The following is a 23,079-nucleotide window of genomic DNA, read 5'->3' as shown; positions in this document are numbered from 1 at the left end:
CCGCCACCAGGGCGGGTAGGGCGGGCGCCGGAGCCAGAGCAGCCGGTTCGTTACGGGTTGGAGGGCTGGCCGGGCGCCGGCCGGGGCGCCGGGGCCTGGGTACGGGACGGTGAACCCTGCCGCTGGGGCCGGGGGTTGGGTGTTCCGGTCGGGGCGGGGGGCGTCTGGGGCTGGAGTGCGGCCCGCGCCTGCTGGCGTGCCTGGCGGATCCGCTCTGTGCGGGCCGCGTTTTCCTGGACCTGGTCGACGACGGACGCCGTGGTGAGCTGGCCCGGACGCTGCCGCGTCTTGATGCCGTACGCGGCGAACAGGACGCCGGTGTCCTTGTGAGCCGCGCGTCCTGGCGTGTCCACCGTGCGCCGCCCGCGCGGGCCGTTCTCCGTCTCGTAGGCGTCCGGCACCCCGGCACGGACGGCCGCCCGTGCCAGCGGGCTGGACGTGTTGCGCTCGACCAGCGCCCGGGCGGCGCCGGCCACCTTCGGTCCGAAGTACGGAATCCCGTGGAAGATCATCCGCAGCATCAGGACGTCCGCGGCCACCAGGAGCACCGCGTCAACCACGAGGGAGCCCTTGGCGAGTTCCACGAACGGTGCGACCAGCAGCAACGCGAACGGGGCGAAGATCAGCCCCAGCAGCCGCATCGCCCACGCCCTGACCGCCGACGTGTCGCCCCCGCGTGCCATCGACGCCAGCACCAGCGGCGCCAGGCACACGAACACCAGGATCCCGAGGGAGCGCGTCATGAACACCAGCGCCGCGAAGGCCAGGGCGACGACCAGCGCGGAGATGATGAGCAGGAGCGCCAGCGGGTTCCCCGCGTCGGCCCCGTGCTCCATGTCGTCACGGATGACGGTGAACAGGGTCGACTCGTTGCTGTCGAACGCAGCCGTGAACGCGTTGCTCACGGCCTTGTTCAGCAGCATCACCGCGCCCGGGACCGACGCCATGCCGGCCACGGCCGCGAGCGTCCATCCGGTCGAGGCGCCCATCTGACGCAGCCGCGGTGCGCCCTGCCACGCGGTCAGGGCACACACAACGACCACGCACACGAAGATCGCAACGGCCAGATGCTGCCCCAGCCAAAGGAACTGCTGGTAGAGCCAGTTGTCGGACCGTTCGGGCGCCCATGCGTCTTTCGGCGCGACCAACTCGATGATCTTCTTGATGAGGCTGTTGGCGAGTTCCTTGACGTGGTCGGAGGCGCCGTTGGTGATGCCGCCTCCGCCACCGCCGCCGGAGGGGGCTTGGGAGTCCCCCCGGCAGTAGTCGTATCCCGGCGTGCCTTTCAGGAGGTCGCACGGGTCGTCGGTCGTGTCTGCCATCAGCTTCAGCCCTTGGCCTGGGTGACGGTGGAGAACAGGGTGTCGCCGTAGAGCGCGAGGATCACGGCGACGAACAGCGTGCCGACCGCCATCGACCCCTTGCGCAGGGCGCCCTTGGGGTCGCTCGACAGTTGGAGCAGCATGCGGACGGCGATGACGGCGATCACCGCGGCGATGCCCTTGGTGACCAGACCGCCGCCGGTGAGGCCGATGGTGTCGAAGAAGTCCTTGAAGCCGCCGGACATGTCGACGGGCTTGGCGAGGATGAACTTGGACATGGGTCAGATCTCCTTGTTGTGGCGGGGGAGGGGTCGGGCCATTGCGTAGAGGTCGGTCATCGCGTCCAAGGGGTCGACGCGGACCTTTGTGCCGGGCCGGGCGGCGTCGATCATGTAGCCGCCGCCGATGTAAATCCCGACGTGGTGAATGCCCTTGGGGCTATCACCGTAGAAAACGAGATCCCCGGGGCGTTGCTGTCCGGGTTTGACGGGTTCGGACGCGGCATACTGCTCGGCTGCCGTGCGGGGCAGGTAAATCCCTGCTTTCGCGTAGGCGTAGAGCACGAGCCCGGAGCAGTCGAACCCGGTAATGCTTGTCCCGGAACTGCCGTTGGGTGAGCAGCAGCCCCCTGTGCTGGGGCCGTTTGCGTTTCCGCCGCCCCACGAGTACGGGGTGCCGATCCTCCCGGATGCCGCGTTGATGACGGTGGCGGCCTGAGTGGTGGTCGTGGTTTTCCCGCCGGTCGGCTGGCTGGCGAGTGCCTGAATGGACCGGACGTAGTTCTGTGTCTCCTTGTAGGGAGGCACACCGCCGTATTCGAGGACTTTGTTACTTCCGGCGTTGTAGGCGGCCAGCATGTTGCTCTGCTTGTCGCCGGGGACGTTTTTGACGTCGTCGGCTATGTCGCAGAGGTATCCGGCCGCTGAGGGGATCGCGTCCTCGGGATCCCACACATTCCGTTTGCCGTCGCCGTTGCCGTCGATTCCGTGGGTCTCCCACGTGGACGGCATGAACTGCGCGATCCCGTCCGCACCGACCGGTGAATGGGCTTTCGGATTGAATCCGGATTCCTGCGTCAATAGTGCGGCGAGCAGGTTCGGTGTGACCTCGGGGCAGGTATGTCCCGCGTCCTCGATCAGCGATTTGTAGGCGGTGGGGACGGCCAGGCTGAGCGCCGTGGACAGCGGGCTGTCGCCGGCACCCTGTACCAGCGCGGCCACCACGACGGCCGCGGTCGCTCCTACACCGATCGTGACGGCCGTAGAGGCTCTCACGAGCGAAAATCTCCTTCCAGGGGACACAAGGGGCTGTTTCCACTGTTTGCGCAGGTCAGCGCGTGTTTTGTATCCGCCGGAGCATCCGCCAGGCATCTGCCGGAGGTGTGGCTCCCGGCGGATGCCCGGCGTTTCCCGGCGGATGTCCGGCGGATGCTCCGGCGGATGCTCCGGCGGATACGGCTGGGGTCACAAACCGGACTTCAGGGCGGCGACGAGGTCGGCGAGGTGGTAGCCGCGCACGCCCTTGTCGTCCTTGCCCGACGTGATGCCGAGCAGGGCAGAGAGTTTCCGTCCTTGCGTTACCGGACTTTGTTCGGTGATTCCCATGGCCGGGGCCAGATCAGCCGTGCACATGAAGTCCACGCCCTTATCCCGCATGAGTTCGATGGCCTGCTTCAGCGGGGATTCCGGGGCGGCGTCGAGTTTTTCCTTCTGCCTGACGTGGATTTCGTCGACGACGTCCCAGATGAAGTTGTCCTCGAAGTTGAATCCCCGGACGAGTGTGGAGCGCCCCTTCACGAAGAGGACGCCCTGTCCCTGGATGTCGGGGTCGAGGAGTGCCGGGTTGATCGGGGCGACGGTTTCGAAATAGGTGTCGCCGAGCGCGACCTTCGCGGTTCCCGCCGATGCCACGTAAAGGCACAGGCGGTAAAGGAACTGGTCCCGGACCATGACTGGGATGGCGTTCGTGGACGGACGCTGGGTCATGAGGATGGTGGAGATGCCGGATTCCAGGGACTTGGCGACCAGCGATCGTGTGTCTTCCGCGATCTGCTTCGCCTGGTCCTTTTCCTCGTTGGTTGCGCCGGAGGCGAAGAAGTCGGCCGCCTCGTCCACGATGAAGATGACCGGCTTGAACTTCGGTACGGGCTGCCGGTTGCGGACGGCTTCCTTGATTTGCGCGTACCGGCTGTCCGAGAGGTTGTTCAGCTCCCGGACCATGCTCCAGAAGACGGCCGGATCGTCGGACGACTCGTAGCGGGTGGCGATCGGTTCGAACCTGGTCAGCCCGCAGAATTTCCCGTCGAGGAGATACAGGTCGAATTCGCCGTACGCGATGAGCAGGCAGGTGATGAGCCCGTTGATCAGCGTGGTCTTGCCCATCTGCGTCATGCCCGCGACCAGGAGCGATGCCTTGTCGAAGGTGGGCACGCCGACGAGCTGGCCGGTGACGTCGTGGCCGAGAGGGATCCCGGCGAACGTCTCGATCTCCTGCCGGGTGGGCGCGGGGAACGAGTGGGTGAAAGGCGGTTCGTGCAGCTTGAGCAGCTTCACGCGGCGTTCGTTGTTCCGGCTGCGTTCCATCGTCATGTGCAGGCGGGTGACGTGGAACATGCCCGCGACGTTGCCCAGGCGCTTTTCGACGTCCTCGTAGGTGCGCCCCTCGGGCACGAGGAAGTCGTAGAGCGTACCGGTCGGCATGTCGGTGACGGTGGCCTCGTCGCGTTTGATGATCTGGTCCCGGCCGATGGCGCCGGCCGTGGTCAGGGCCGCGGTGAGTTCCGGGTGCGGCGGAGCGTCGGTCTCAGCCGGGGCCAGGGTGCCGTCCGCTTGCAACGTGACGGCCTGCGTCCCCGACGTTCCCGCAGCCGCCTGGGTCTTGCCGGGCTTGGGCTCGCGTGCCCACAGGCGCTTGAGGGTCGTTTTCGCCTTCCAGGCGCCGTAGCCGAGCGCGACCAGCATTCCGGCGGTGAGCAGGACGGTGGCCGGCCAGGACAGCCCCGTCTTGTCCTTGATGGCGGCGAGGATGCCGAAGGCGATGACGAGTACGCCGATGGCGCCTGCCGCCTGCCCGTAGGTGTCCTCTTTGATGGGGCTGGCCTGCTGTTTTCTCTTCCCCACACCCCTCTCCTTCTGCTTCCGGTCATGTGCGGGCGAGCACGGCTCGCGCGCGGATTCCTGGTCTGGTTTGTGTGGTGCTCACCGGGTCTGCTCCCTGGGTCTGCGAACGTGAAGATCGCTCGCCGGGTCACTCACCGGGTCTGCACCGGGACCGACTGCATGTCGTTCTTCCGGCAGTCGCAGCAAGGGCCAGCCCGCGTATTCCGGGCTGGCCCTCACTGGTGGTGCCGGACAAGGGGTGTTCAGACGTCCTGGTCCTCGGTCTCGTCCTCGCTCGCGGCGTCCTCGGCCACGTCGCCGTGACCCTCGTTGGCCATGAGCGCGGCCCACGCGTGACGGATCCGCTCCTCGCTGCCGACGTAGCCGGCGTGCCGGAAGGAGTCACGGGCCTGGCGGTAGGACGCGGGCGGATTGCCGGCGTAGCGCAGGTGCCGCAGCACCACGCCGATCTGCTCACCGGTCAGCTGCTCACCCGGCACGGGCACCGGCACGCCCGCCACGGCGGCGAGTTCAGCGAGCGTGACGGCGTCACGGTCCGCGTCACGCCCGCCGTGCCGCTCGCCGTCACGGCCCGAGGTGGCATCGCTCTGACCTGCGTGACTGCCGTCGCTGTCCGTGCCGGAAGCGGCACGCCCGGCGGGCAGAACAGGGACGTGCGTGCCGGAGCCGTCACTCTCGGCCGTGACGGGCAGGGCGGGCGCGGTGGGCGTCCACGTATCGAGTTCCGGCAGCCGGATCGCCGCCACAGAGGCAGGCAGCATCTTCTCGCTGACCGTCCTCTGTGTGTCCTCGGCCTGCCCATGCAGCTTCTCGGTCATCGTCTGCTGCATCTTGAGCTGGGACTTGCGGTAGGCGGTCTCCGCCTTGGCGATCCGCTCCTCCAGGCCCCTCGCGGTCCGGAGAAGCTCGATCCGGTGCGCGGCCTCGGCCTCCATCTCCTCCAGGCGGTCGGCGACCTGCTGACGCTTGGTGTCGATGGCCAGCTGGGTATCGGCCGACACCTTCCGCCCCAGCGAGGGCAGGACGATCCACCACGCGGCCTTCGTGCCGACGATCATGACTGGGGTGAGGACCACGGCCAGGTCGAAGCCGCCGGTCAGGATCAAGTCGGCGGTGGGGATGGCCGCGTTGACCGCCGTGAGCACCAGACCGGCCCACCCGACACGCCGGGCACGGGACCGGTTGTTGCCGGCCAGGATCTGCGTCGCCTGGAAGACGACCCACAGGACGTCCAGCGCGCCGACCGTCGGCGCGGACCACCCCCCGAACCGGGGAGAAAGGATCTGGTAGCTGACGTACACCGACAGCACGGCCACGCCCAGGGTGATGGCGCCCAGGACGCTGAGCACCACCCCCCGCCGGGTAAACCTGGCGGGCAAGGCCCGGATCTTGGATTTGTTCACGCTTGTTCTCCTCATAACGTGGGTTGCCGGCTGCGGACGGTGGCCTCAGCGGGCCAGCAGGACGGCGATGATGACGATGAGCGGGCTGGCCATGCCGAGCAGGTAGACGAAACGCATGGGGATTCCTCTTCCAGGGGTGGTGGAGGCGCGGTGGGCGAGTCGGCTGCCGGACCGGCCGGGCGGGTGGTGCCGGAGCAGGACCACGGCCAGGACCACGACGCCGGCCGCCACGCAGAGCAGGTAGGCGAGTGCCGTCACGACGGCCTCCTCCTGGACTTGCAGCGGGCGGCCGCCGCCTCGCAGACCCCGGCCATTCCGAGGGAGTACTCGCGGACTCGCGGGTCGGTGTAGCCGGGCGCCTGGTCGCGGTACCAGGCGGCCTCCGCCCGGTACCTCTCCGGGGTGCGGTCCTCGGTGCCCTCGATGAGGCCCAGTACTGCTCGTGCCAGTGCGCGACGTGGCTGTCGTCGGGGCCGGCCGCGGACGTGCGCGGCTCGACGACGGCGGCCGGCGCCTGGCGCGGCAGCCCGGACTCGTCCAGGGGCGCGCGCAACGGGATGGTGCGGGGCATAGAAACCTCCCAACGGTGGGCGGAGTGCGCGGGCTGCGCGGCTCCCCTGGACGCCGCCCGGACCGGCCGCCGACAGGGGCGGGCCGGGCGGGTCAGGCAGCCGTCAGACGGCGGGAGCGGGCCTGTGATCGGTGCTGTAGCCACAGGCAACCCGGGCGGCGGCCAGGTAGTCCGCGGCCTCGTCGTCGTCGATGCGCATCTCATGCCGGGCGAATGCCAGGCTCGCGACCTGCGCGAGGCTGACCTCTGCCCCCGCCGCCGCGTCCCGGACCAGGTCCGTGGCGACCCTCATCAGCCGGGCATGCCGCTGCCGGGCGCGAATCTTCTCGATCATTTCCGGGTCCTCCTGACGTGTGCCGGGCTGTCCGGCTCCCCTCACCGCGCCCGTACCGGCCGCCGGGGGAGGCCGACCGGGACGGACGTGGGAGGCAACCGACAGAGGTGGCGGTGCCGGCTGAGCGGGGTTGGCTCAGCGGGGGTTGCGCTTGCCGCGCTGATTGCGCTGGCGTTCGAGGTAGGCGTCCTGGAGCGTGGCGAGGCGTGCGTGGATGCGCCGACCGTCGCGGCATTGGGCGTCGCTGGTGCAGGTGGTGCAGGCGGCGCGGTGGTCCTTGTCCGCGCGGTGCGCGGCCATGTAGCGCTGGTAGAGGTCGTCAGGCACGGGGCCGTCTTTCGTGATCACGGGGGTGGAGCAGGTGGAGGTCGGTCACCCGGTGTCCCGCCTCCCACGCCGCGGCGGCGGCCATCGCGGCGGCCGCCAGGAGTAGGCGGGTGAGCGGGTGCGAGGGGCCGATCGTGCGGGCGGCCCGGGCCGCGCGGTGCTGCGCTGCCCGGGCCGCCTGTATGAGGTGCGGCACGGGCTACCCGTTGCTGCAGAAATCGCAGACGCCGCCGTTCCAGTCGTCGTACCAGTCACCGCACTTCGAGCACTGACCGGCGCCGCTCGACGCGGGTGCCAGGGCCGGAGCCGAAACACTCCCCGGCTGGCCGCACTTCCCGTCGCACAGCCAACTGCCGCACAGCCCGCAGGCGTCCTGCTCCTCCTCGTACAGGCCCGCGAGGCGGGCACGCATGTCCGCGGCGGTGCGCGGCGCGCGGCGGCCGGCGGGGATTGCGGCGTCCTGGCGACGGACGACGTCCAGGAGGTGCTCGCCGAGCGCGGCGGCCGGGGTGCTGTCGTGCAGCCGGGCCAATCGCGGCCGCGGGGAGCGGTGGGAGTTGATCGCGGCCAGCACCCGCGCGAACGCGTCGTCCGGCTCCAGGCCGTCCCGATCGTCCTCGGTGGTGACGTCGTCGATGGTCTCCTGCAGACCCGCACGAAGGGCACGGCCGACAAGGGTGTGCCGGTCCTGGCCTGTCGTACGGGGCAGAGCGCGTGTCATGATCGCTGTGGTCATGGGACTCCTACTCGGTTCCTGACCGGACAGCCCCGGAGCTCTCACCTTCCGGGGCTGTCGCCTTCTGACTGGCCGGACGGCCAGCCACGGCCCGCCTCCCACCCCTGACGCTCTGGTGGGGTGGGAGGGGGACCGTGGCGGACCGTCAGGCCGCCGAGGCCGTCGGGTAGACGATGGCCGCGGACGGCACGGCGACAAGCGGCACCGGGGGCATCCAGCGGACCCCGGGCAGGTCCATCCCGTACGGCAGCTCCCGGTGCCGGGACGCCTCCAGTCCGGCAAGCGCCTGGTCCAGGAGACCGGTCAGCACCACCCACGCGTGCTCGGACTCCGGCAGCGCAAGCAGCTGCGCGGCCAGGAGCCACACCTCCTGGGTGACGTCGTCAGCATCCGCGACCGGGTCGGCACCGATCTCGGCGAGCTGCTCGGCCGCGGCGGCGGCGAGTCGGGCGGAGTAGCGGGTGTAGAGGCTGGCCAGAGTGGTACGCATCGGGATCTCCTCGGGGCTCGTGGTGCGGTGAAGGTCTGTCAGGCGGAGCGGCGGGACGGGAGGGGCAGGCCGGGACCGTGGCCGATCGTCACGGTGTGCGGGTCAGACAGCGAGTGCGGGCCTGTGGCAGCGGACGGCGTACGCGGCGGCGGTCTCGCCCGGGGCCGGGGCGGGCAGCGCGGCCCTGACCGAGGCCGCCAGGGCGGTGTGCGCGGGCTGATCCGCCGGGGTCAGGGGGCGGCGCCAGACCGTGGCCAGGTGCGTGTAGGCGGCGCGGGTGAGGTGCTCCGCGAGGACGTCGCTCGCGCACCGGTCCTGGCTGGCGCCGGCCAGGGCGCGAAGGATGCCGGTGGCCAGGGCCTGGACGGAGCGGCGGTCCCCAGCGGTCTGGGGGATCATGGCCAGTGGGGCGCCGGCGGGTCCGTCGACGGCCGCACCGCGAGCCGTGGGGATAGCGTCGGCAGGGACCTTACGGGCGGCGTCGGCCCGGCGGGCAGCGGGCACCGCACGCTCCCACTGGGCTCGCCGGTCGGCGGGGCGCTCCTGGGGCTGGCTGACCTTGAGGGTCTGGACGGTGGCGCGGCGGTGGCGGGTGAGGTCGGCGGCGAGGCGCTCCTCGCGTGCCCAGTCGGTGTACTGGCGGCGCCAGGCGTAGTCGGTGATGTCCACGTCGACGAAGCGGTTGCTGGAGCGGCAGCGGATCGCGGTGTCCCTGTCGGCCCGCCCGGCGTGGTGCGGGACGAGCTTGAGCAGGTAGGTACCGCGGTTGGGGGTGACCGCCACCCACGTGCCGCAATCCGGGCACACCACCGAGATGCGACGGGTCTGGGTGGTCTCCACGGTCCGCATGTCGATGTGGCCGGGCGACAGCGTCGAGAGGACGATCGCGTCGAGGGGGCTGACGCGGGAGGTACGGGTGCGGCCCTTGCGCTTGGCGGCCTTGGGCATGGCGAGCTCGGACATGGCGACTCCTCGACAGGAAGGAAGAGGGGAGGGGTGTTCGCGGGGCGGATGCTCTCTCCGCCCACCAGGCCCACGAGCCAAAGCCCAAGGTGTCCTGGCGCACGGTCAGCGCATCAGCACGCTGAGGTCGTACAAACAGTCCTGCTGGCCGGGGGGTTTGGTGGTGCTACCGCCTCCGGCCACCTGCCCGCCTCCGAAGAGACGAGCCGCAGAAACTGCGGGTGGCACACATAGTTCACGCAACACAGATCATCCGATCGGACTGCATTGACCAGACAATGTGTGGCGAGATGACTGTGGCACTCCCTCATGGATCTCGTCAAGCTCATCGACCAACCCGATTGCATTGACTGGACAATGTCAGGGCGGGGCGGTAGACATGTCGGCATGAAGCTCACACCCGTCTATCAACAGATCGCCGATGATCTGCGCCGTCAGGTCGACGACGGCACATTTCCGGCCGGCGCTCAGATCCCCACCGAGGCTGAGCTGCTGGAGAAGTACGGCGAGCTGTACGGTGTCCGCTCTCGGCAAACGGTCCGGCAGGGTCTCGCTGTCTTGGTGAACGAGGGCCTCATTGAGGCCCGCCGCCCCAAGGGCTACTTCGTCATCGAGCGCAAGCGCCTCGTCTACCGGCCCCAGGCCGAGTTCCGGCGGAAGCCCCCCGAGATCGACATCTTCACCAACCTGATCCAGGAGGAAGACGGCCGGACTCCGTCACAGGACATCGAGGTCTCGATCGTCGAACCCAACGCCACCATCCGTGAGCGCCTAGGGCTCGGCAATGAGGAACTGGTCGCGGCACGTCGGCGCGTCCGCAAACTCGATGGCGTGCCGTACAACCTCAACGACTCCTACACTCGCCTCTCCCTGGTCCAGGGCAGCGACTGGATGCACCCTGGCGACGTCGCTCGTGGGACGAACGCGGTTTTGGGGGAGCTCGGACACGAGCTGGTCTACGGCTTCCACGAGTTCTATCTGCGGATGCCCACCCCGGACGAAGTGCAGCGGCTCAACCTCGGCCCCGGCGTCCCTGTCGCCGAGCATTTCTCGACGACGTTTGATGCCCCGGGTAACGCCGTACAGGTCACGGTCAACGTGATTCCGGGTGACCGGCACGTGATCGTGTTCGAGACGCACCGAGACGACGCCGAGGCCAGCCTCCCGCGCACCCCGTGGGGAGCCCCGTGATCATCATCCCGGCAGAAGAGGCCGACCTGCCACGGCTGCTCAAGTTTCGGACCGATGCGGCCTCATGGTTGAAGGAACGGGGGACTGACCAGTGGGCCAAGCCGTTTCCGGCCGAGCACATCCTCGCGTCGATCCGCCGAGGTGAGGTGTTCATGATCCGCGAGACGCCCCGCTCGGACGCGGCCGCCACCATCACGTTGGACCGTGACGCCGACGCACGCCTCTGGACTCCGGAGGAGATCGCCGAGCCAGCGATGTACGTGCACAAGCTCGCTGTCGATCGCGCCCACGCTGGCACCGGTCTCGGCGGTGTCCTGCTGGACTGGGCGGGCACCCAAGCCGCCCAGCAAGGCGCTCGATGGCTCCGGCTCGATGCCTGGAGCACCAACTCAAGGTTGCAGCGTTACTACCTCGCGGAAGGCTTCACGCACGTCCGCACCTCAACCGACCCGTCCGTGGTGTCCGGATGGGCAGCCCAACGTCCGGCCGGCCACCAGGAACATCCCGAGGCACCACACCCGACATGGCTACGGGAAGTCAGCGGCGACATTCCGGTCTCGCCCCTCTGACCCGCATGCAGCGACAAGGGGAAACATGCACGCCCGCGCCCCGTAACACCGAGGGCCGCCCTGCTGCCAACAGGACGGCCCTCGAACCCAACTCCTTGACTCAGCCGCTACCACACACCTGAGTCGTGTCCGGTGAGGTGACCTCGCCGGGGTGATGCCCGTGGGCCTCTCGGCCCTCGTGGTCACCTGTACCCAGAGTATGCGCCACCCGATCGCGCAACGCCACTACTCCGGGCCACCTGCCAGGTCACACCCGCTGGTCACGGCTCCCCTACCTGGGGAGATGCACCACCTTGCACCACCAGAGCGATACGCCGGATCCTGATGAGGCGCCGGGAGCGGCGCGGATCACCGGACGTTCCGCAGCTTTGCGCCCGTCGGTGCCGTTGTACCGGCACATGCTGTACGGCAGCAGCCTGAGCCACGCCCTCGACTTCCTGGTCCTCGCACACATCCACTTCATGTGCGAGGACGGCAGGCAATTCAGTGTGGACGACCTTGTCGCGGCACTGCGCCGTGAAGGGATCACCAGTTCCAACGGGAAGGGGCTGATCGGCAGCAAGGCTGTCTACGAGTCCGTCGCCCGGCTGCGCGAAGCTGGCTTCCTTCACCGCTCGCAGGACAACGGCGGAACCTTCGGAAAGGTCTCGTACACCTTCTACGAGTTCCCCGCGTCGAACCCACATTGGACACCTCCGCCACTGCCCGAATCGCTTGTTAATGACCCGCTTCCCCTGTCAGGAGAAGCGGTGCGCAACCTACCAACAGGTAACCATGTTTCCGCAGGTCAGACCGCTTCTCCTGACAAGGCACGCGCTGACAAGGCACGCGCTGACAGGCGAACCGGAAAGCGGCGCATTTCCGCAGGTCAGACCGCTTCTCCTGACAGGAGAAGCGCGAAGCCGTCCCCCCCACACCCCCCGGAGGAGGTAAATACCTCCTCCCCCTCCTCCCCCACAGAGCCCTCGCGGTCGCTTCCGTCACAGATGGAGGAGGAGGGGGAGAGCTTCGCTCCGAAGGACCTCCATGCGGCGGAGTCGTTCTTGCAGAAGCTGACGCCGCCGCATCACATGGGCGCGGTGTCGGCGCGGAAGTACGCGCCGCTGTTGCTGCAGTCGATGGGTCAGCAGGGCTGGCCGTCGATCTTCGAAGTTGACCGGGGTGTGCTCGCGCAAGAGCTGACCAGGGACCCGGAGGGATTCAAGCGGCCGTCGTCCCTGGTGCCTACGCGGATCAGGGATCTAGCCCGCTATGAGGTCATCGCTGCTGCGGGCAGGCAGCTGAGCAGTCCCGGGTCCGGCCGTGAGCGGTGTCCGGTTCATCCGGCCCGGTACCGGAAGGGCTGCTTGGACTGCGCGATGGCTGTGCCCGCCTGACAGACCAGTGCGGGCCGCTCCCATGCCGGGGAACGGCCCGCGATTTTCCCCTGAACGCTCAACCCGAACAGGAGACCTCCAGTGTCCACCAGCATTCCCGCCCAGCAGCACGACGCCCCCGGCGGCGACTCCGGAGGGCGGGACAGCGGGCAGTTGGCCGGGTTCACCCGGGTGCCGCCGCAGGACCTCGACGCCGAGCAGTCGGTCATCGGATCGCTGATCCTTTCCGGGAGCCCGGGCCCGTCGCACCGGTTCTTCGCCGAGATCCTGGAGACGGGCATCACCGCCGGGGAGTACTACCGGCCCGCGCATCAGACGATCCACCGCGCGATCTGCGCGGTGCATGCGGCCGGCGAGCCGGTCGACCCGGTCACGGTCGCCGACAGGCTCACCGAGCGCGGGGAACTCGCCCGTGTCGGCGGCCGGTCCTACCTGCACACCTGCGTGCAGGCGGTGCCGACCCCGGCCAACGGCCCGCACTACGCCGAGATCGTCCGCGCGAAGGCTTACCGGCGCTCGGTGATCGAGTCGGCACTGCGCATCCTGGAGTTCGCCTACAGCGAGGAAGGCGACGAGGACGAAGTCCGCGACCTGGTCGAGCAGCAGCTGACCGAAATCATCGCGGGCACGCCGGGCCTGCACGAGGCGCCGCCCGCGGTCGGCGACCTGTACCTCGACTTCGTCGCGGACCTGGAGGACATCCAGAACGGCAGGAAGGCCGGTCTGCCGTACGGGTTCGCCGACCTCGACGCCCTCACCTCGGGGATGCAGCCGGGCAATGTGACCGTGGTGGCCGCGCGGTCCGGCGTGGGCAAGTCCACCCTCGCGCTCAACGCCGCCGTGGCCGCCGCCAAGGCCGGCGGGAGGGTGATGTTCTCCTCGCTGGAGATGAGCGCCACCGAACTCATGCAGAAGATCGCCGCCGCCGAAGGGGACATCCCCCTGCACCACATGACGCACCAGGGCGTCCTCACCCCGGAGGGCTGGGAGAAGGTCTGGCGGCTCGGCCCGGAGCTGTTCCAGACACTGCCGCTGCGGGTCTACCGGCCCGACGGCGCATCCCTGGGCGACATCACCTCAGCCGCACGGGCCTGCGCCCGCGCGGACGGCCTGGACCTCCTCGTCGTGGACTACCTGCAACTCGTCGAAGTCGAGCAGTCCCGCACCACCACCCGCGAGCAGGCCGTCGCCTCCGTCTCCCGCGGCCTGAAAAACCTCTCCACCCAGCTCGGCTGCCACGTCATCGCCCTCTCCCAGCTCAACGACGACGGCCTCATGCGCGAATCCAGGGCCATCAAGAACGACGCCTCCCTCGTGATCAAGGTCGAACGCCCCGACGTGGACAACAAGGAATCGCCCCGGGCCGGCGAGGTCGACCTCATCATCGAGAAGAACAGGTTCGGGCCCACATGCACCCTGACCGTCGCCGCACGGCTCCACTACAGCCGTTTCGAAGACATGGGGTGACCACAACCCCCTCCTCAGCCCCACAGGCGCCCTGAGCGCCTCCCTCGCGGCCGATCACCCCCTCCGGCGTCAATTCCCTCGCCGGGCCGGGTGACCGGCGCTCACAAGCCCACACAGTCGATCTTGAAGGGAGGCGCCCGATGGGCCTGATCTCCGACGGCCTGGCCCGCGCCGTGCAGCAGGCATACACCCGCCCGATACCCAAGTCGGCCGGTGCGCAGATGCGTTACCTGGTCCGACAGCTCAAGGGCACCCGCCCGACAGCCGAGCAGCTCGGCGTCTCGCAGCGGACCGTGGAGCGGTACGTGCGGGATCAGATCCGCCGGCCCCGCGCCGACCTCGCCCGGCGCCTGGAGGACGCCGTGCGCGCCCGCTGGCAGCCCCGCGTCCGGGAAGCCGCCCGCCGGCAGGCCGCCACCAGCACCGGCCTGGTCGTCGACACCCGCGCCCGGTTTGGTTTCACCGCCGCGCCGGGCACCACCGACGACGCCCGGATCCGGCACCTCACCATCGCCCTGCCGCCGCACCACGCCGCCCGGCTGTTCGACGCCCAGGACGCCGGCGCGGGCGAGCAGCAGCTGCGCGACCTCGCGGCCGAAGCGCTCGGCGAGGTCTACTTCCGCGACGGCGGCCGCCGCGCCACTGGCCTGGAGGTCCAGTTCACCGATGTCGAACACGTGGAGTTCGACCTGTAGGGAAGGGACGCGGTGCCTGCTCCGCCCACCGTGACATAATCGAACGCTTATGCCATGATCGCTGAGGTTTCAAAAATCGGACCTTGAACCAGGTACGGTTTGTGAAACCAACCGCAGGGAGGGGATGCAGTGAGTGGCGATGAAGCACAGGTGCAGCAGGCGCGTTTAGCGCAGCTGGGGGTGACGAAGAAGCTCTTCCAGGACGCCTTGTCTCAGGCGACCAGTGAGGCCCGGATGTGCACGGAGCTCGACGCGCCGGCGATGCCAGGCATCACGTTTTGGAGCAGGGCCAACCGCTACCTCGCGGAACAGCTGACCGACCCGAAGAAGCAGGACCCGGACCCGGTGTGGAAGTACACCAGGCGTGACAGCATCTTGCGGGTCGTCCACCCCACCGGCAGCCACGCCATCACCGCGGTCAGCGGGGCCGGCGGCGTGGGCGATCCGGACAGCAAGGTCAGGTCGAAAAACCCCAAGGGCCGTGTCATGGCTCAGCTCGTCGAAGACAACGTCAAGTTCGAGCGCAGCGGGCAGGCCGTCATCGCCTCGCGTGACGAAATCATGTTCGGCGGCGAGCTCGATTCCATGCCTCTGTGGTTCCTCCTCTACGGACGAACCGAAGACGGTCGACTCGTTGCAGAACTGTCCCTTCCGGTAAAAATGGAGGGGAAGTACGTGAACGAGTGGAGTGAACGGATCCCGCTGTTCACTGGTGAGGATCCCGGATTCGACCTCGGCCTACTGGACTCGCCTGACGAAGGCGACGGCAGTGACGGCGGTGACCTCGACTTCGAGGTAAAATCCAAGCCGAATACATAAAGCACGACGGGAGTTGGGGAAAGTGTTCACCCCCGAAAGACTGGTACTGGCACGCAAGCGACGGCGCATGACTCTTGCGGCACTGTCCCGCGAATCGGGATACTCGCCGCAAAGCCTCACCGCCTTCGAGAACGCCAGAAAAACCCCTTCGGTGGAAACACTTTCCTCACTCGCCTCCGCGCTGCGCTTCCCCATCAATTTCTTTCACGCCCAGCCAGCACCCGACATGCTCCCCGGCGCCGTCAGCTTCCGCGCACCGTCCAAGATGAACGCGGCCGAACGCGACAGCGCCCTTAGCTGCGGCTCCATCGCCGCCACCATCAACCTCTGGTGTGAAGAACACTTCACCTTGCCCGAGCCCGACGTGCCGTCCTACTCCGAGCTGGACCCCGAAGCCGCAGCAGAACGAGTCCGCGTCGAATGGGGCCTGGGAGAAGCACCAGCCCCGAACATGGTCCACCTCCTCGAAGCACACGGCGTCCGCGTCTTCTCCCTCGCCCCCGACTGCCTCGACATCGACGCCTTCTCCACCATCAGGCACGGCACCCCCTACGCCATGCTCAATACCCGCAAGACAGCCGAACGCGGACGCTTCGACGCAGCCCACGAACTCGGCCACCTCGTACTGCACAGCGGCTACCAATCCCCCCGCGGGCCCGAAGCAGAAGCCGCCGCAGACGCCTTTGCCTCAGCCTTCCTCATGCCCAAGGCCGGCATCCTCGCCCAACAGGTCAACAACGCCGACGTCCTACGCATCCTCAGCGCCAAACGACGCTGGGGCGTCTCCGCCATGGCCTTTACCTACCGCCTCCGCACACTAAGCCTCCTCTCCGAATGGCGATACAGCCAAACCGCAAAACAACTTGCCCAGCTCGGATACCGAAAGGCAGAACCGAAATCATCCCTGGTCCGCGAAAGCAGTAAACTCATTACCAAGGTATTTGAGGTCATGCGAGCCGAGGGGAAAAGTCCTGTCGACATCGCAAAGGCCGTCGATATATTTCCTGAAGAGCTCAACGATTATGTTTTCGGGCTTGTCCCTATCGGCGTAGCCGGGGGCGAGCAACGAACGGCCCCGGCGCGCCCCGCGCTGAGCCTTGTGAGATAAAGGCCGCACGGCGTGCGAGTCGACGTACGCCACCGGCTTCGAGCCGAGCAGCGCCTGCTGCCGCACGCCCGCGAGATGCACGGCCAGCTCAGCAGCACCGGCCGACCGGCCGCCGCGCCGCGCCCAGTCGCGGTCCGCCATGCCCTCCAGGGCCTCGCTCACGCCCGTCACGCCTTCGTCCCAGCCGTCCGCGAACAGCGAGCCCCGAGAGGCCGGCGCCATGCCGTCCAGCTTGCTCTGTGCCCCGATGGTCGCACCGGCCTCCAGCGTGGCCACCAGGTCGTCCGCCTCGCTCGCAGGCACGCCCGGGTTCCCTGGGGAGGGGCGGGCCGCATGGGCCGTCAGGTCGTCGTGCAGTGGCTTACGGTCCGTCAGGGTGTCTAGCGGCTGCGGGCAGAGGGCCCGCTGGGGCCTGGATTCCGGTATGCGGGCGGGGTGTTGGCAGGGCTGCTAGGTGCTAGATGCCTGATCAGGGGCCCTGGCCTAGCGGCAGGGGGGTGCTAGGTCTAGCACCCGTGCTAGCGGCGGCGATCTGCTGGCCAGCTTGGGAACGGCTGTGATTGGTGGGCGGCTGCCGATCAGATCCGTTCGGCAGCCGGGTGATGGGGGTGTCGCGCGCGAAAGCGCGCACGTGCACGAGCACACGGCGAGAGGGCGCGGCCGTGGGTGTCCGCTGCCGCGCGTGCCGCGTGTTGCGTGCCGGGCGTGGCGCGGTGTACGCGTACGTGTGCGCGGGGACGCGCCTACGGATGCCGGTAGGGGCCGGCCCGGGTCGGCTGTGACAAAAGTTGTGTCACAGCGTCTGTCACAGCCCGGTTGGGTCGGGGCCGGCGCCGAGGGTGCGGCGCCCAGTCGGCCGTGGGGCGTGCTGCGGCTCGGCGGCCGGGGCGGCCGCCAGGAGGCGCTCGGCGGCGAGCTGGGCGCGCGGCGCGGGCGGCTCGGCGGGCAGTGGCTGCGGTCCGGTGCCCAGGGGGCGGCGGTCGTTCATTGTCGGATTCTCGCCCGGCGCGGGCTGTTCTTCTTCACCGCCGTCCTTCCGGGAGTCCGGTGGGCCAGGGCGCGCGCGTGTCGTGCGCGCGTGAGGCAGTGAACTCCGGCTCCCGGTCCCGCGGTCGGCGCCGCGCTGCCTGCCCGTCAGGCAATCGACTCCCTAACTTCCCTTTGAAGGCGCGGTGTTACTTGCGTCTGCTCACCAGCGCGGAGCGCTGACCTGCGTTTCGCGCCCTCTGTCTGGCCGCCTATCGGACCGGCGGCGCGCATTCAAGAACTGGGCCTGACGTTTTCGCAGGTCAGGAAGCCTTGAATTCAAGTTCTGAGCTGGCAGAGTCGGGGGTGCCGCAGCGCCGTGCCGTCCTGCCTCGCACCTGACCGTGTGTCCAGGCTCGCACCCGGTACTAAACGCGCTGGTCAGGCGGGAGTTGCGGGGCTTGCCCCCGTCTCCGGGATTCTGGCGCCGCCTTGTCCGGGCCAGCTGTCCGCGACCCAAGGGCCAGGGGTGCCAACACCCTGCGCCGCCAACTACCGCACGCCCCTGCTGCGTACCCAACCCTGAGGGGGAAATCCGTCATGTCCACGCTTGCTCTGCTGGTCGTCCTGCTGCTCGTCCTGGTCGTCCTGCTGGTCGTCTGCGCGCTCGGCTACGCCGTCTACCGTCGCCCGGTGCTGACCCAGCCGTTCACGGTCGCGCTGGCCGGGGCGGCGGTGCTGGCCGCCGTGGTCACTGTGGTCGTCACCGTCGGCAGTGCCGGCGCCGTCGGCCGGTGAGCCGGGACGCCAGCCCGTGGTCGGGGCCGCCGCCCGCCCCGACCACGGCCGGACCCGCAGGCCGTCACCGGAACGGGAACGAAGGCACGCCGCCGGGCCAGCCCTGCTCACCCCCTGCGTTCACCCCTGGTATTGCCCCTGCGTTCCCCCTGCGGTGCCCTGACCGCATCCGGCCCGTGTTTACACAGGTCACCGCGCGTTTATGGGCCCCGGCTGTGCCTCGACTCCCCTCTGTCCTGCATGATCGGGCAGGACAGAGGGCCGCCCCGCGGGAGGGGCCGGGCCGGGGAGGGAGGGACGGGTGGGCGGTTCGCGGGTGCGCCGGTACGGGTCGACGGGACGGACGCGCACGATGTGCCTGGCCGCGCTGGGGGTGGTGAAGATTGCGACCCCGGACCAGATCCGCCGGCTGATGTGCCCCGGCACGAAGGACGCGGCGACAGTCCGTGGCGGCCTGAAGGACCTGGAGGCCGAGCGGCTGACCATCTCGCCCGGCAGCGCCGTGCACGTCCGGGAGGACGGGGTACGGGTCACGGAGAAACTCTGGACGCTGACCCCGGCCGGGCTGGAGGCCGCCGCGGTGGTCCTGGACCGTCCCGCGCGCGAGATGGGCGGGACAGCGAAGGCAGCGGCAGCATCGGGGGCCAAGCACGCGCGAGCGGTCACCGAGGCCCTGGCCGCGTTCCTCCAGACCCCGCCCGAACCTACCCAGCCCGTCGTCCGCAAGCGCCAGCCCGCCTCCTCCCCCGCCACGGCGACGCCCACCGTCGGCGGCGCGGCGGCGCCGGCGGGGCTCGGGCCGCTCGCGGCCTGGTCGACCGAGGCCGTGCTGCCGGTCGGCGGGACGTTCCTGTCCCCCGCCCGCGGCAGCCTGCGCGCCGACCTGGTGTTCGCCTCCCCCGGCACCGTCGCGCCGCTGCTGTTCGTGGAGGTCGACAACGGCACCGAAGGCCCGCCGGTCGTCGCCGACAAAGTCGCCCGCTACGCCCGGTTCTTCGCCCGCCGGGCCGACCTGAACGGGCGGCAGCTGCCGCTGTGGCGGACCGTGTGGCCCGCCTCGCCCCGCGAAGGCCACCCCCCGGTCGCGCTCGTGTTCACCAAGAACGTCGGCCCCGCCGCGATACAGGCCCGGATGAGCGAGGTCGGCCAGCTCGCCCGCGAGCACTGGCACGGCACCTGGGAGGGCGACTACCGCGGCGAGGGCGAACAGCCCGACGGCTACCGCGACTACGACGGCAAAGTGCCCCTGCTGGCCACCACGCTGCGCCTGCTCACCCGGCACGGCCCGCACGGCCCCGTCTGGTGGCGCTACGGCCACACGGCCTGGCAGCCCCTCGACGACGCCCTCGACAACCCGGACGACCACCGCGCCCACTCCGCGCGCGAGGACGCCCGCCGCGCCGCCGAAAAGGCCGACCGCGAGCGGCAGCAGCGCGCGTACGAGGAGGAACGCCGCCAGATGGAGACCGCGAAATGGGTGTGCCCCACCTGCCGAAGCCGCGTCTACCCGGACGACGGCCTCACGCCCGGCGGCGAATGCCGGCCCTGCCTCAACCACCGCCAGCGCGCCGCCGCCGAAGCCACCCCGGAGCAACCGCCAACCGGCGGCATCTTCAGGCGCCGCCGCGCCTGACCCCGACTGTGAACAGCGCGCCGTGCGCTACGCCAGGCGCGGGTGCTGATCCAGTGCTGGAGGGTGTCGTCGGTAAGTGCTTGGCTCCCCGGCCAGGCAGCCGCCGTTCGTTCCAAAATTTTGGAATGAGCCGTCAGGGCTCTGGCTGTGGGTGGCGACCGCACAACAGGAAACTGTCGGGCTCGTTGGCAGTTCATGACGAACTCTGAGTCCTACGAGGCGCTCGTACGCTTCACCGCTGGCCAGGCGAACGATCAGCAGGGCCCCCCAGCTCCGGCCTCGGCACAGGTTCCGCCCGCTCCTGTGCGCGGGCGGCGGGCACGGGCCCTCGTGCAGCTCAATACGCGGGTGTCGCCACTGCTGGATGACCTGATGGCGCTGGTGGGAGAGCGGCAGGGGATGAGCAAACGTGACGTCATCGAGTACGCGCTGAAGACCGCCTATTCCCGCGAGTACGCCTCACTGGCGGAGCACATGAAGGTGCTCGACGCCGAATAGTGAAAAGGAAAGCAGCGGTCCCGAATCCCGCCCGGCGGATTCGGGGCCGCTGTCTTTTTGCTCGGGGGCGAGACTGTCATGAAGGCGGCACATCGCAACCGGGCCGCGGGCTGTTCTGCCCCTCCAGAACAACCCGGTTCACCTGGTGCTACCGGTCGCCCCGTGGCACGGTCGACCGCTCCGGCGAGGGATGCCCGCCGTTTGTTCTGCTGCTCCAGAACAATCCGGTTTAGCTAGTGCTACCGGCTTGATTGCGGGTGGGTACGACGAAGGCGCTGCACCCGGGGTGCAGCGCCTTGGGGTCCTCGCGGGGCCAGGAGCCGCTGGAGGGCTGGTGAGGGCCCTGGGCGGGGTGTTCAGCCGGTGGCGGCGAGGTTGGCTGTCTGGGCGGCGAACCGGGCCCGTCGCTGCTCGGTGAAGCGTCCGGGCTCGGCGGCTCGGATCTCGGGGACTGGCATGACGGGGGAGGAGACCGCGCCGCCGGTGAGCAGCGGGTGGAGCTGGTAGAGGCCGTCTTCGAGGCTCCAGGCGAGTCCGCACTCGCGGAGCTCCTTGAAGCCGCGGTTCACGGTGGGCTTGCTGGCACCCAGCTCGGAGCACATCTCGTTCTGGCTGATCGCGGCGGTGCCGGTGTCCGGGTCGCTGAGGTACAGCAGCTGGTCCAGGACACGTCGGCCGGCAGTGGTGATGTCGACCAGGGCCAGGAGGCGCAGGACGTCACGGGAGATCGTGACGGGTGCCTCTGTGGGAGGGCTGGGGACGTAAGAGCTGCTCACAGAGCCTCACCACTTTCGATCAGGTCGACGCTGTACCGAGGATATGCCGCGCCAGGTCATGCGCTCGCCTTGCGTACGGGCCGCCGCTGCCGGAGCGTGACGACCTTCTCCCTGCGGCGGGCGGCCTCGGCGGCCTTCTTCTCCGCCTCCCGCGCCTGGCGCCACTCGGTGGGGTAGTCGGCGTGCGGGATGATGCAGGCCGGGCCCTCCGCGTTGTTCCAGAGCGCCTGCCACTTCTCTTGCTCGCCGGAGGTGCCGGCCACCGTCAGCCACGGGTTCAGCTGGAGGATCCCGCGCTTGGCGGTGCGCATCCAGCCGATGTGAGCGAAGAACTGCGACGCCTCGTTCACGGAGGCCGCCGACAGGTGGCACCGGGCCTGGAGGTCGCGCTGGTTGGTCTTCACGAAGCCGCGGGCGGCGGCGCGGGTCTGGTCATCGGCGCGGTTGGCGTTCTGCAGCGCCACGAGCTTGCACCAGACCTGGAACCAGGAGCCGGGCATCTTCAGGCTGCCGAGCACGTCCATCAGCAGCCGGGCGTCCAGGACGTAGCCGCTGCACTCCGCGCTCGCGGCAAACTCGCGGCCCTTGATCTTCTCCACGCCCAGGATCAAGCCGCCCTTGCCGTCCGACCGCGCGACCACGCGCTCGCCGGGGCGGACGATCGGCAGCTGTTCCATCAGCACAGTCCTCCAGGGATGATCAACGGTTCGGGGAGCACGGTAGCACTAGGTAAACCGGCTTGTTCTGGAGGAGCAGAACAACCGGTGTCCCACAGTCATTTAACGACCCGTCAGATTCGGGGTGACTTTGTTCTAGATCTCCAGAACACCCGGGAGCCGTTTGTTCTGGAGATCTAGAACAAACGGTTTCGTATCACCGCAGGTCATCGGCCGTTTCGGCGCGGAACACTCTTATGTGTCACTAGACACTGGCTGACCCCTGAACCCCGGCCGCCACGCCGCGCACTGCACGGCACAAGCAGCTGGCAGCAGCGGGCGTGTCGCCGCTGACAACCACCGGTTCGAGGGGCGCCGGCCTCCGTGGCTGAGCTCGCTTCGCGTGCGGCACCGTGGCCCGGTGCAGGCTCGGGACAGCAGCAACGGCTCTGAGTCTCGGGTGGTATCGACCGTGACGCTCAAAAACACGGAAGCGTGGCCGGTGCCAGTGGGTGGTTCCGCCGCCCGGCCTGGGGGCCGTTCGGCTCCGGTACCTCCGCACGACGGAATTCACGTCTTCCGATATCTGAGGTACCGTTCTGTGGCCCGGGTCCGCAGCTTTCCAATTCGTTAATTCCTCGCCTGAGTGGGGAGCGCGGTGGTAAATACTTTCGTCGTTTTCTGCGCGCCTTCGTTCCTGAGATAGGGGGTTGCGATCTGCTCGTGATCCTACCCTCTGCATCACGTGATGAAGCGGGCGGATGATGCCGATGCATCAGTTTGGCTGATGTGTGCTCATGTGGGGTGCCGATAGTGCGTGTTGGTGTGCTATGGTCGGTTGCTGGTTGAGGGTGTGTGGCTGGCACGATGGCCTTGCTGGGACTCTTCTTCTGGTCAACGGTCTGGTTGATTCCGGGTCAGTTTGCCGTTGGGGTGCCCGCTTTCGTCTGGGGGGCTCTCTCTCGGGTGGGGGTCGGTCCTGGTTCGTGATCCTACCCGCAGGCAGACGCGATGCAGCTCCCTCCTGTTGCTGCCCGGCGTAGCCGGTTGGCCGGGAGCGCAGCGGACGGCCCACCAATTCCCGCTTGCGGGAATTGGTTTCCGGATTGGAGCGCAGCGGAAATCCGAATTCCCTTGCGGAGCAAGGGAATTGCTAAACTCGCGGAGCGGGTTTAGCGGAAGGTGCGAAGCACCTTCAACCCCCATGCGAAGCATGGGGGTTCACTTCCCAGCGCGCAGCGCTGGGGTACCCGCTCCGCGGG

The 23,079-nt window shown here is 68.9% G+C and carries 25 protein-coding genes; 10 read left to right on the top strand and 15 right to left on the bottom strand.

The genetic code is table 11. From position 1 onward, the window contains the following. Positions 1–50: 50 nt before the first annotated feature. The 12 genes from ACFY2B_RS42610 to ACFY2B_RS42555 all read right to left on the bottom strand — a co-directional run bounded on the left by ACFY2B_RS42610 (position 51) and on the right by ACFY2B_RS42555 (position 9,265). Positions 51–1,322, bottom strand: a complete 1,272-nt coding sequence (locus tag ACFY2B_RS42610; protein WP_390768453.1) for a hypothetical protein — start codon at positions 1,320–1,322, stop codon at positions 51–53. A 5-nt stretch (positions 1,323–1,327) separates the two neighbouring features. After that, positions 1,328–1,600: a hypothetical protein gene (locus ACFY2B_RS42605; protein WP_390768452.1), complete on the bottom strand. Its 273-nt coding sequence runs from the start codon at positions 1,598–1,600 to the stop codon at positions 1,328–1,330. Between the two features lie 3 nt (positions 1,601–1,603). Next, positions 1,604–2,596 carry an NlpC/P60 family protein gene (locus tag ACFY2B_RS42600; RefSeq protein ID WP_390768451.1) on the bottom strand — a complete coding sequence of 331 codons (993 nt, stop codon included), beginning with the start codon at positions 2,594–2,596 and terminating at the stop codon, positions 1,604–1,606. Positions 2,597–2,785: 189 nt separating this feature from the next. After that, positions 2,786–4,441 carry an FtsK/SpoIIIE domain-containing protein gene (locus ACFY2B_RS42595; protein ID WP_390768450.1) on the bottom strand — a complete coding sequence of 552 codons (1,656 nt, stop codon included), beginning with the start codon at positions 4,439–4,441 and terminating at the stop codon, positions 2,786–2,788. Positions 4,442–4,683: 242 nt separating this feature from the next. After that, a complete protein-coding gene (locus ACFY2B_RS42590; protein WP_390768449.1) occupies positions 4,684–5,844 on the bottom strand; it encodes a hypothetical protein in 1,161 nt (386 codons plus the stop codon). A 45-nt stretch (positions 5,845–5,889) separates the two neighbouring features. Next, positions 5,890–6,102 (bottom strand): hypothetical protein, encoded by a 213-nt coding sequence (locus ACFY2B_RS42585; protein WP_390768448.1) that lies wholly within the window; start codon positions 6,100–6,102, stop codon positions 5,890–5,892. Between the two features lie 416 nt (positions 6,103–6,518). Beyond that, positions 6,519–6,749 (bottom strand): hypothetical protein, encoded by a 231-nt coding sequence (locus tag ACFY2B_RS42580; RefSeq protein WP_390768447.1) that lies wholly within the window; start codon positions 6,747–6,749, stop codon positions 6,519–6,521. Between the two features lie 135 nt (positions 6,750–6,884). Next, on the bottom strand, positions 6,885–7,076 hold the full coding sequence (locus tag ACFY2B_RS42575; protein ID WP_390768446.1) for a hypothetical protein: 192 nt from the start codon (positions 7,074–7,076) through the stop codon (positions 6,885–6,887). Further along, positions 7,069–7,272: a hypothetical protein gene (locus ACFY2B_RS42570; protein ID WP_390768445.1), complete on the bottom strand. Its 204-nt coding sequence runs from the start codon at positions 7,270–7,272 to the stop codon at positions 7,069–7,071. Before ACFY2B_RS42570 ends, ACFY2B_RS42575 begins: the two co-directional genes overlap by 8 nt. 3 nt (positions 7,273–7,275) lie before the next feature. Continuing rightward, positions 7,276–7,812, bottom strand: a complete 537-nt coding sequence (locus tag ACFY2B_RS42565) for a hypothetical protein (protein ID WP_390768444.1) — start codon at positions 7,810–7,812, stop codon at positions 7,276–7,278. A gap of 145 nt (positions 7,813–7,957) precedes the next feature. After that, positions 7,958–8,302, bottom strand: coding sequence for a hypothetical protein (locus ACFY2B_RS42560; protein WP_390768443.1), 345 nt, complete (start codon positions 8,300–8,302; stop codon positions 7,958–7,960). A 102-nt stretch (positions 8,303–8,404) separates the two neighbouring features. Beyond that, positions 8,405–9,265 carry a hypothetical protein gene (locus tag ACFY2B_RS42555; protein WP_390768442.1) on the bottom strand — a complete coding sequence of 287 codons (861 nt, stop codon included), beginning with the start codon at positions 9,263–9,265 and terminating at the stop codon, positions 8,405–8,407. A 387-nt stretch (positions 9,266–9,652) separates the two neighbouring features. On the opposite strand from ACFY2B_RS42555, the gene ACFY2B_RS42550 reads away from it, so the two are divergent. The 7 genes from ACFY2B_RS42550 to ACFY2B_RS42520 all read left to right on the top strand — a co-directional run bounded on the left by ACFY2B_RS42550 (position 9,653) and on the right by ACFY2B_RS42520 (position 16,490). Beyond that, positions 9,653–10,456: a GntR family transcriptional regulator gene (locus tag ACFY2B_RS42550; protein WP_390768441.1), complete on the top strand. Its 804-nt coding sequence runs from the start codon at positions 9,653–9,655 to the stop codon at positions 10,454–10,456. Next, positions 10,453–11,025, top strand: a complete 573-nt coding sequence (locus ACFY2B_RS42545) for a GNAT family N-acetyltransferase (RefSeq protein WP_390768440.1) — start codon at positions 10,453–10,455, stop codon at positions 11,023–11,025. Before ACFY2B_RS42550 ends, ACFY2B_RS42545 begins: the two co-directional genes overlap by 4 nt. 293 nt (positions 11,026–11,318) lie before the next feature. Beyond that, positions 11,319–12,401 (top strand): hypothetical protein, encoded by a 1,083-nt coding sequence (locus tag ACFY2B_RS42540; RefSeq protein WP_390768439.1) that lies wholly within the window; start codon positions 11,319–11,321, stop codon positions 12,399–12,401. An 81-nt stretch (positions 12,402–12,482) separates the two neighbouring features. Then, on the top strand, positions 12,483–13,868 hold the full coding sequence (locus tag ACFY2B_RS42535) for a replicative DNA helicase (RefSeq protein ID WP_390768438.1): 1,386 nt from the start codon (positions 12,483–12,485) through the stop codon (positions 13,866–13,868). Positions 13,869–14,008: 140 nt separating this feature from the next. After that, the gene (gene tpg, locus ACFY2B_RS42530) at positions 14,009–14,563 is read left to right on the top strand and encodes a telomere-protecting terminal protein Tpg (RefSeq protein WP_390768437.1); all 555 of its coding nucleotides are present in this window, start codon (positions 14,009–14,011) and stop codon (positions 14,561–14,563) included. 129 nt (positions 14,564–14,692) lie between these two features. Then, positions 14,693–15,382 (top strand): hypothetical protein, encoded by a 690-nt coding sequence (locus ACFY2B_RS42525; RefSeq protein ID WP_390768436.1) that lies wholly within the window; start codon positions 14,693–14,695, stop codon positions 15,380–15,382. Between the two features lie 22 nt (positions 15,383–15,404). After that, a complete protein-coding gene (locus ACFY2B_RS42520) occupies positions 15,405–16,490 on the top strand; it encodes an XRE family transcriptional regulator (protein ID WP_390768435.1) in 1,086 nt (361 codons plus the stop codon). Positions 16,491–17,295: 805 nt separating this feature from the next. On the opposite strand, the gene ACFY2B_RS42515 is transcribed toward ACFY2B_RS42520, so the two are convergent. Then, positions 17,296–17,478: a hypothetical protein gene (locus ACFY2B_RS42515; RefSeq protein ID WP_390768434.1), complete on the bottom strand. Its 183-nt coding sequence runs from the start codon at positions 17,476–17,478 to the stop codon at positions 17,296–17,298. A gap of 578 nt (positions 17,479–18,056) precedes the next feature. Here ACFY2B_RS42515 and ACFY2B_RS42510 point away from each other — a divergent pair. The 3 genes from ACFY2B_RS42510 to ACFY2B_RS42500 all read left to right on the top strand — a co-directional run bounded on the left by ACFY2B_RS42510 (position 18,057) and on the right by ACFY2B_RS42500 (position 20,385). After that, on the top strand, positions 18,057–18,254 hold the full coding sequence (locus ACFY2B_RS42510; protein ID WP_390768433.1) for a hypothetical protein: 198 nt from the start codon (positions 18,057–18,059) through the stop codon (positions 18,252–18,254). A gap of 301 nt (positions 18,255–18,555) precedes the next feature. Continuing rightward, a complete protein-coding gene (locus ACFY2B_RS42505) occupies positions 18,556–19,887 on the top strand; it encodes a replication-relaxation family protein (protein ID WP_390768432.1) in 1,332 nt (443 codons plus the stop codon). Positions 19,888–20,235: 348 nt separating this feature from the next. Next, positions 20,236–20,385: a hypothetical protein gene (locus ACFY2B_RS42500; RefSeq protein WP_390768431.1), complete on the top strand. Its 150-nt coding sequence runs from the start codon at positions 20,236–20,238 to the stop codon at positions 20,383–20,385. A gap of 356 nt (positions 20,386–20,741) precedes the next feature. Here the strand turns inward: ACFY2B_RS42500 and ACFY2B_RS42495 are convergent, their stop codons facing one another. Both ACFY2B_RS42495 and ACFY2B_RS42490 read right to left on the bottom strand, forming a co-directional pair. Beyond that, the gene (locus ACFY2B_RS42495) at positions 20,742–21,161 is read right to left on the bottom strand and encodes a helix-turn-helix domain-containing protein (protein ID WP_390768430.1); all 420 of its coding nucleotides are present in this window, start codon (positions 21,159–21,161) and stop codon (positions 20,742–20,744) included. 56 nt (positions 21,162–21,217) lie between these two features. Beyond that, positions 21,218–21,838, bottom strand: coding sequence for a hypothetical protein (locus tag ACFY2B_RS42490; RefSeq protein WP_390768429.1), 621 nt, complete (start codon positions 21,836–21,838; stop codon positions 21,218–21,220). Between the last annotated feature and the right edge of the window lie 1,241 nt (positions 21,839–23,079).

The organism is Streptomyces sp. NPDC001270 (assembly GCF_042896695.1).
Classification (GTDB): Bacteria; Actinomycetota; Actinomycetes; order Streptomycetales; family Streptomycetaceae; genus Streptomyces.
Note: the sequence above shows the minus strand (reverse complement) of the source record. Positions and strands in the feature narration are given on the sequence as shown.

Coding starts and splice junctions, on each gene's coding strand:
- ACFY2B_RS42610 (WP_390768453.1), bottom strand. CDS start 1,322: ATGGCAGACACGACCGACGACCCGTGCGACCTCCTGAAAGGCACGCCG.
- ACFY2B_RS42605 (WP_390768452.1), bottom strand. CDS start 1,600: ATGTCCAAGTTCATCCTCGCCAAGCCCGTCGACATGTCCGGCGGCTTC.
- ACFY2B_RS42550 (WP_390768441.1), top strand. CDS start 9,653: ATGAAGCTCACACCCGTCTATCAACAGATCGCCGATGATCTGCGCCGT.
- ACFY2B_RS42490 (WP_390768429.1), bottom strand. CDS start 21,838: ATGGAACAGCTGCCGATCGTCCGCCCCGGCGAGCGCGTGGTCGCGCGG.
- ACFY2B_RS42565 (WP_390768444.1), bottom strand. CDS start 7,812: ATGACCACAGCGATCATGACACGCGCTCTGCCCCGTACGACAGGCCAG.
- ACFY2B_RS42555 (WP_390768442.1), bottom strand. CDS start 9,265: ATGTCCGAGCTCGCCATGCCCAAGGCCGCCAAGCGCAAGGGCCGCACC.
- ACFY2B_RS42560 (WP_390768443.1), bottom strand. CDS start 8,302: ATGCGTACCACTCTGGCCAGCCTCTACACCCGCTACTCCGCCCGACTC.
- tpg (WP_390768437.1), top strand. CDS start 14,009: ATGGGCCTGATCTCCGACGGCCTGGCCCGCGCCGTGCAGCAGGCATAC.
- ACFY2B_RS42580 (WP_390768447.1), bottom strand. CDS start 6,749: ATGATCGAGAAGATTCGCGCCCGGCAGCGGCATGCCCGGCTGATGAGG.
- ACFY2B_RS42515 (WP_390768434.1), bottom strand. CDS start 17,478: ATGAACGACCGCCGCCCCCTGGGCACCGGACCGCAGCCACTGCCCGCC.
- ACFY2B_RS42510 (WP_390768433.1), top strand. CDS start 18,057: ATGTCCACGCTTGCTCTGCTGGTCGTCCTGCTGCTCGTCCTGGTCGTC.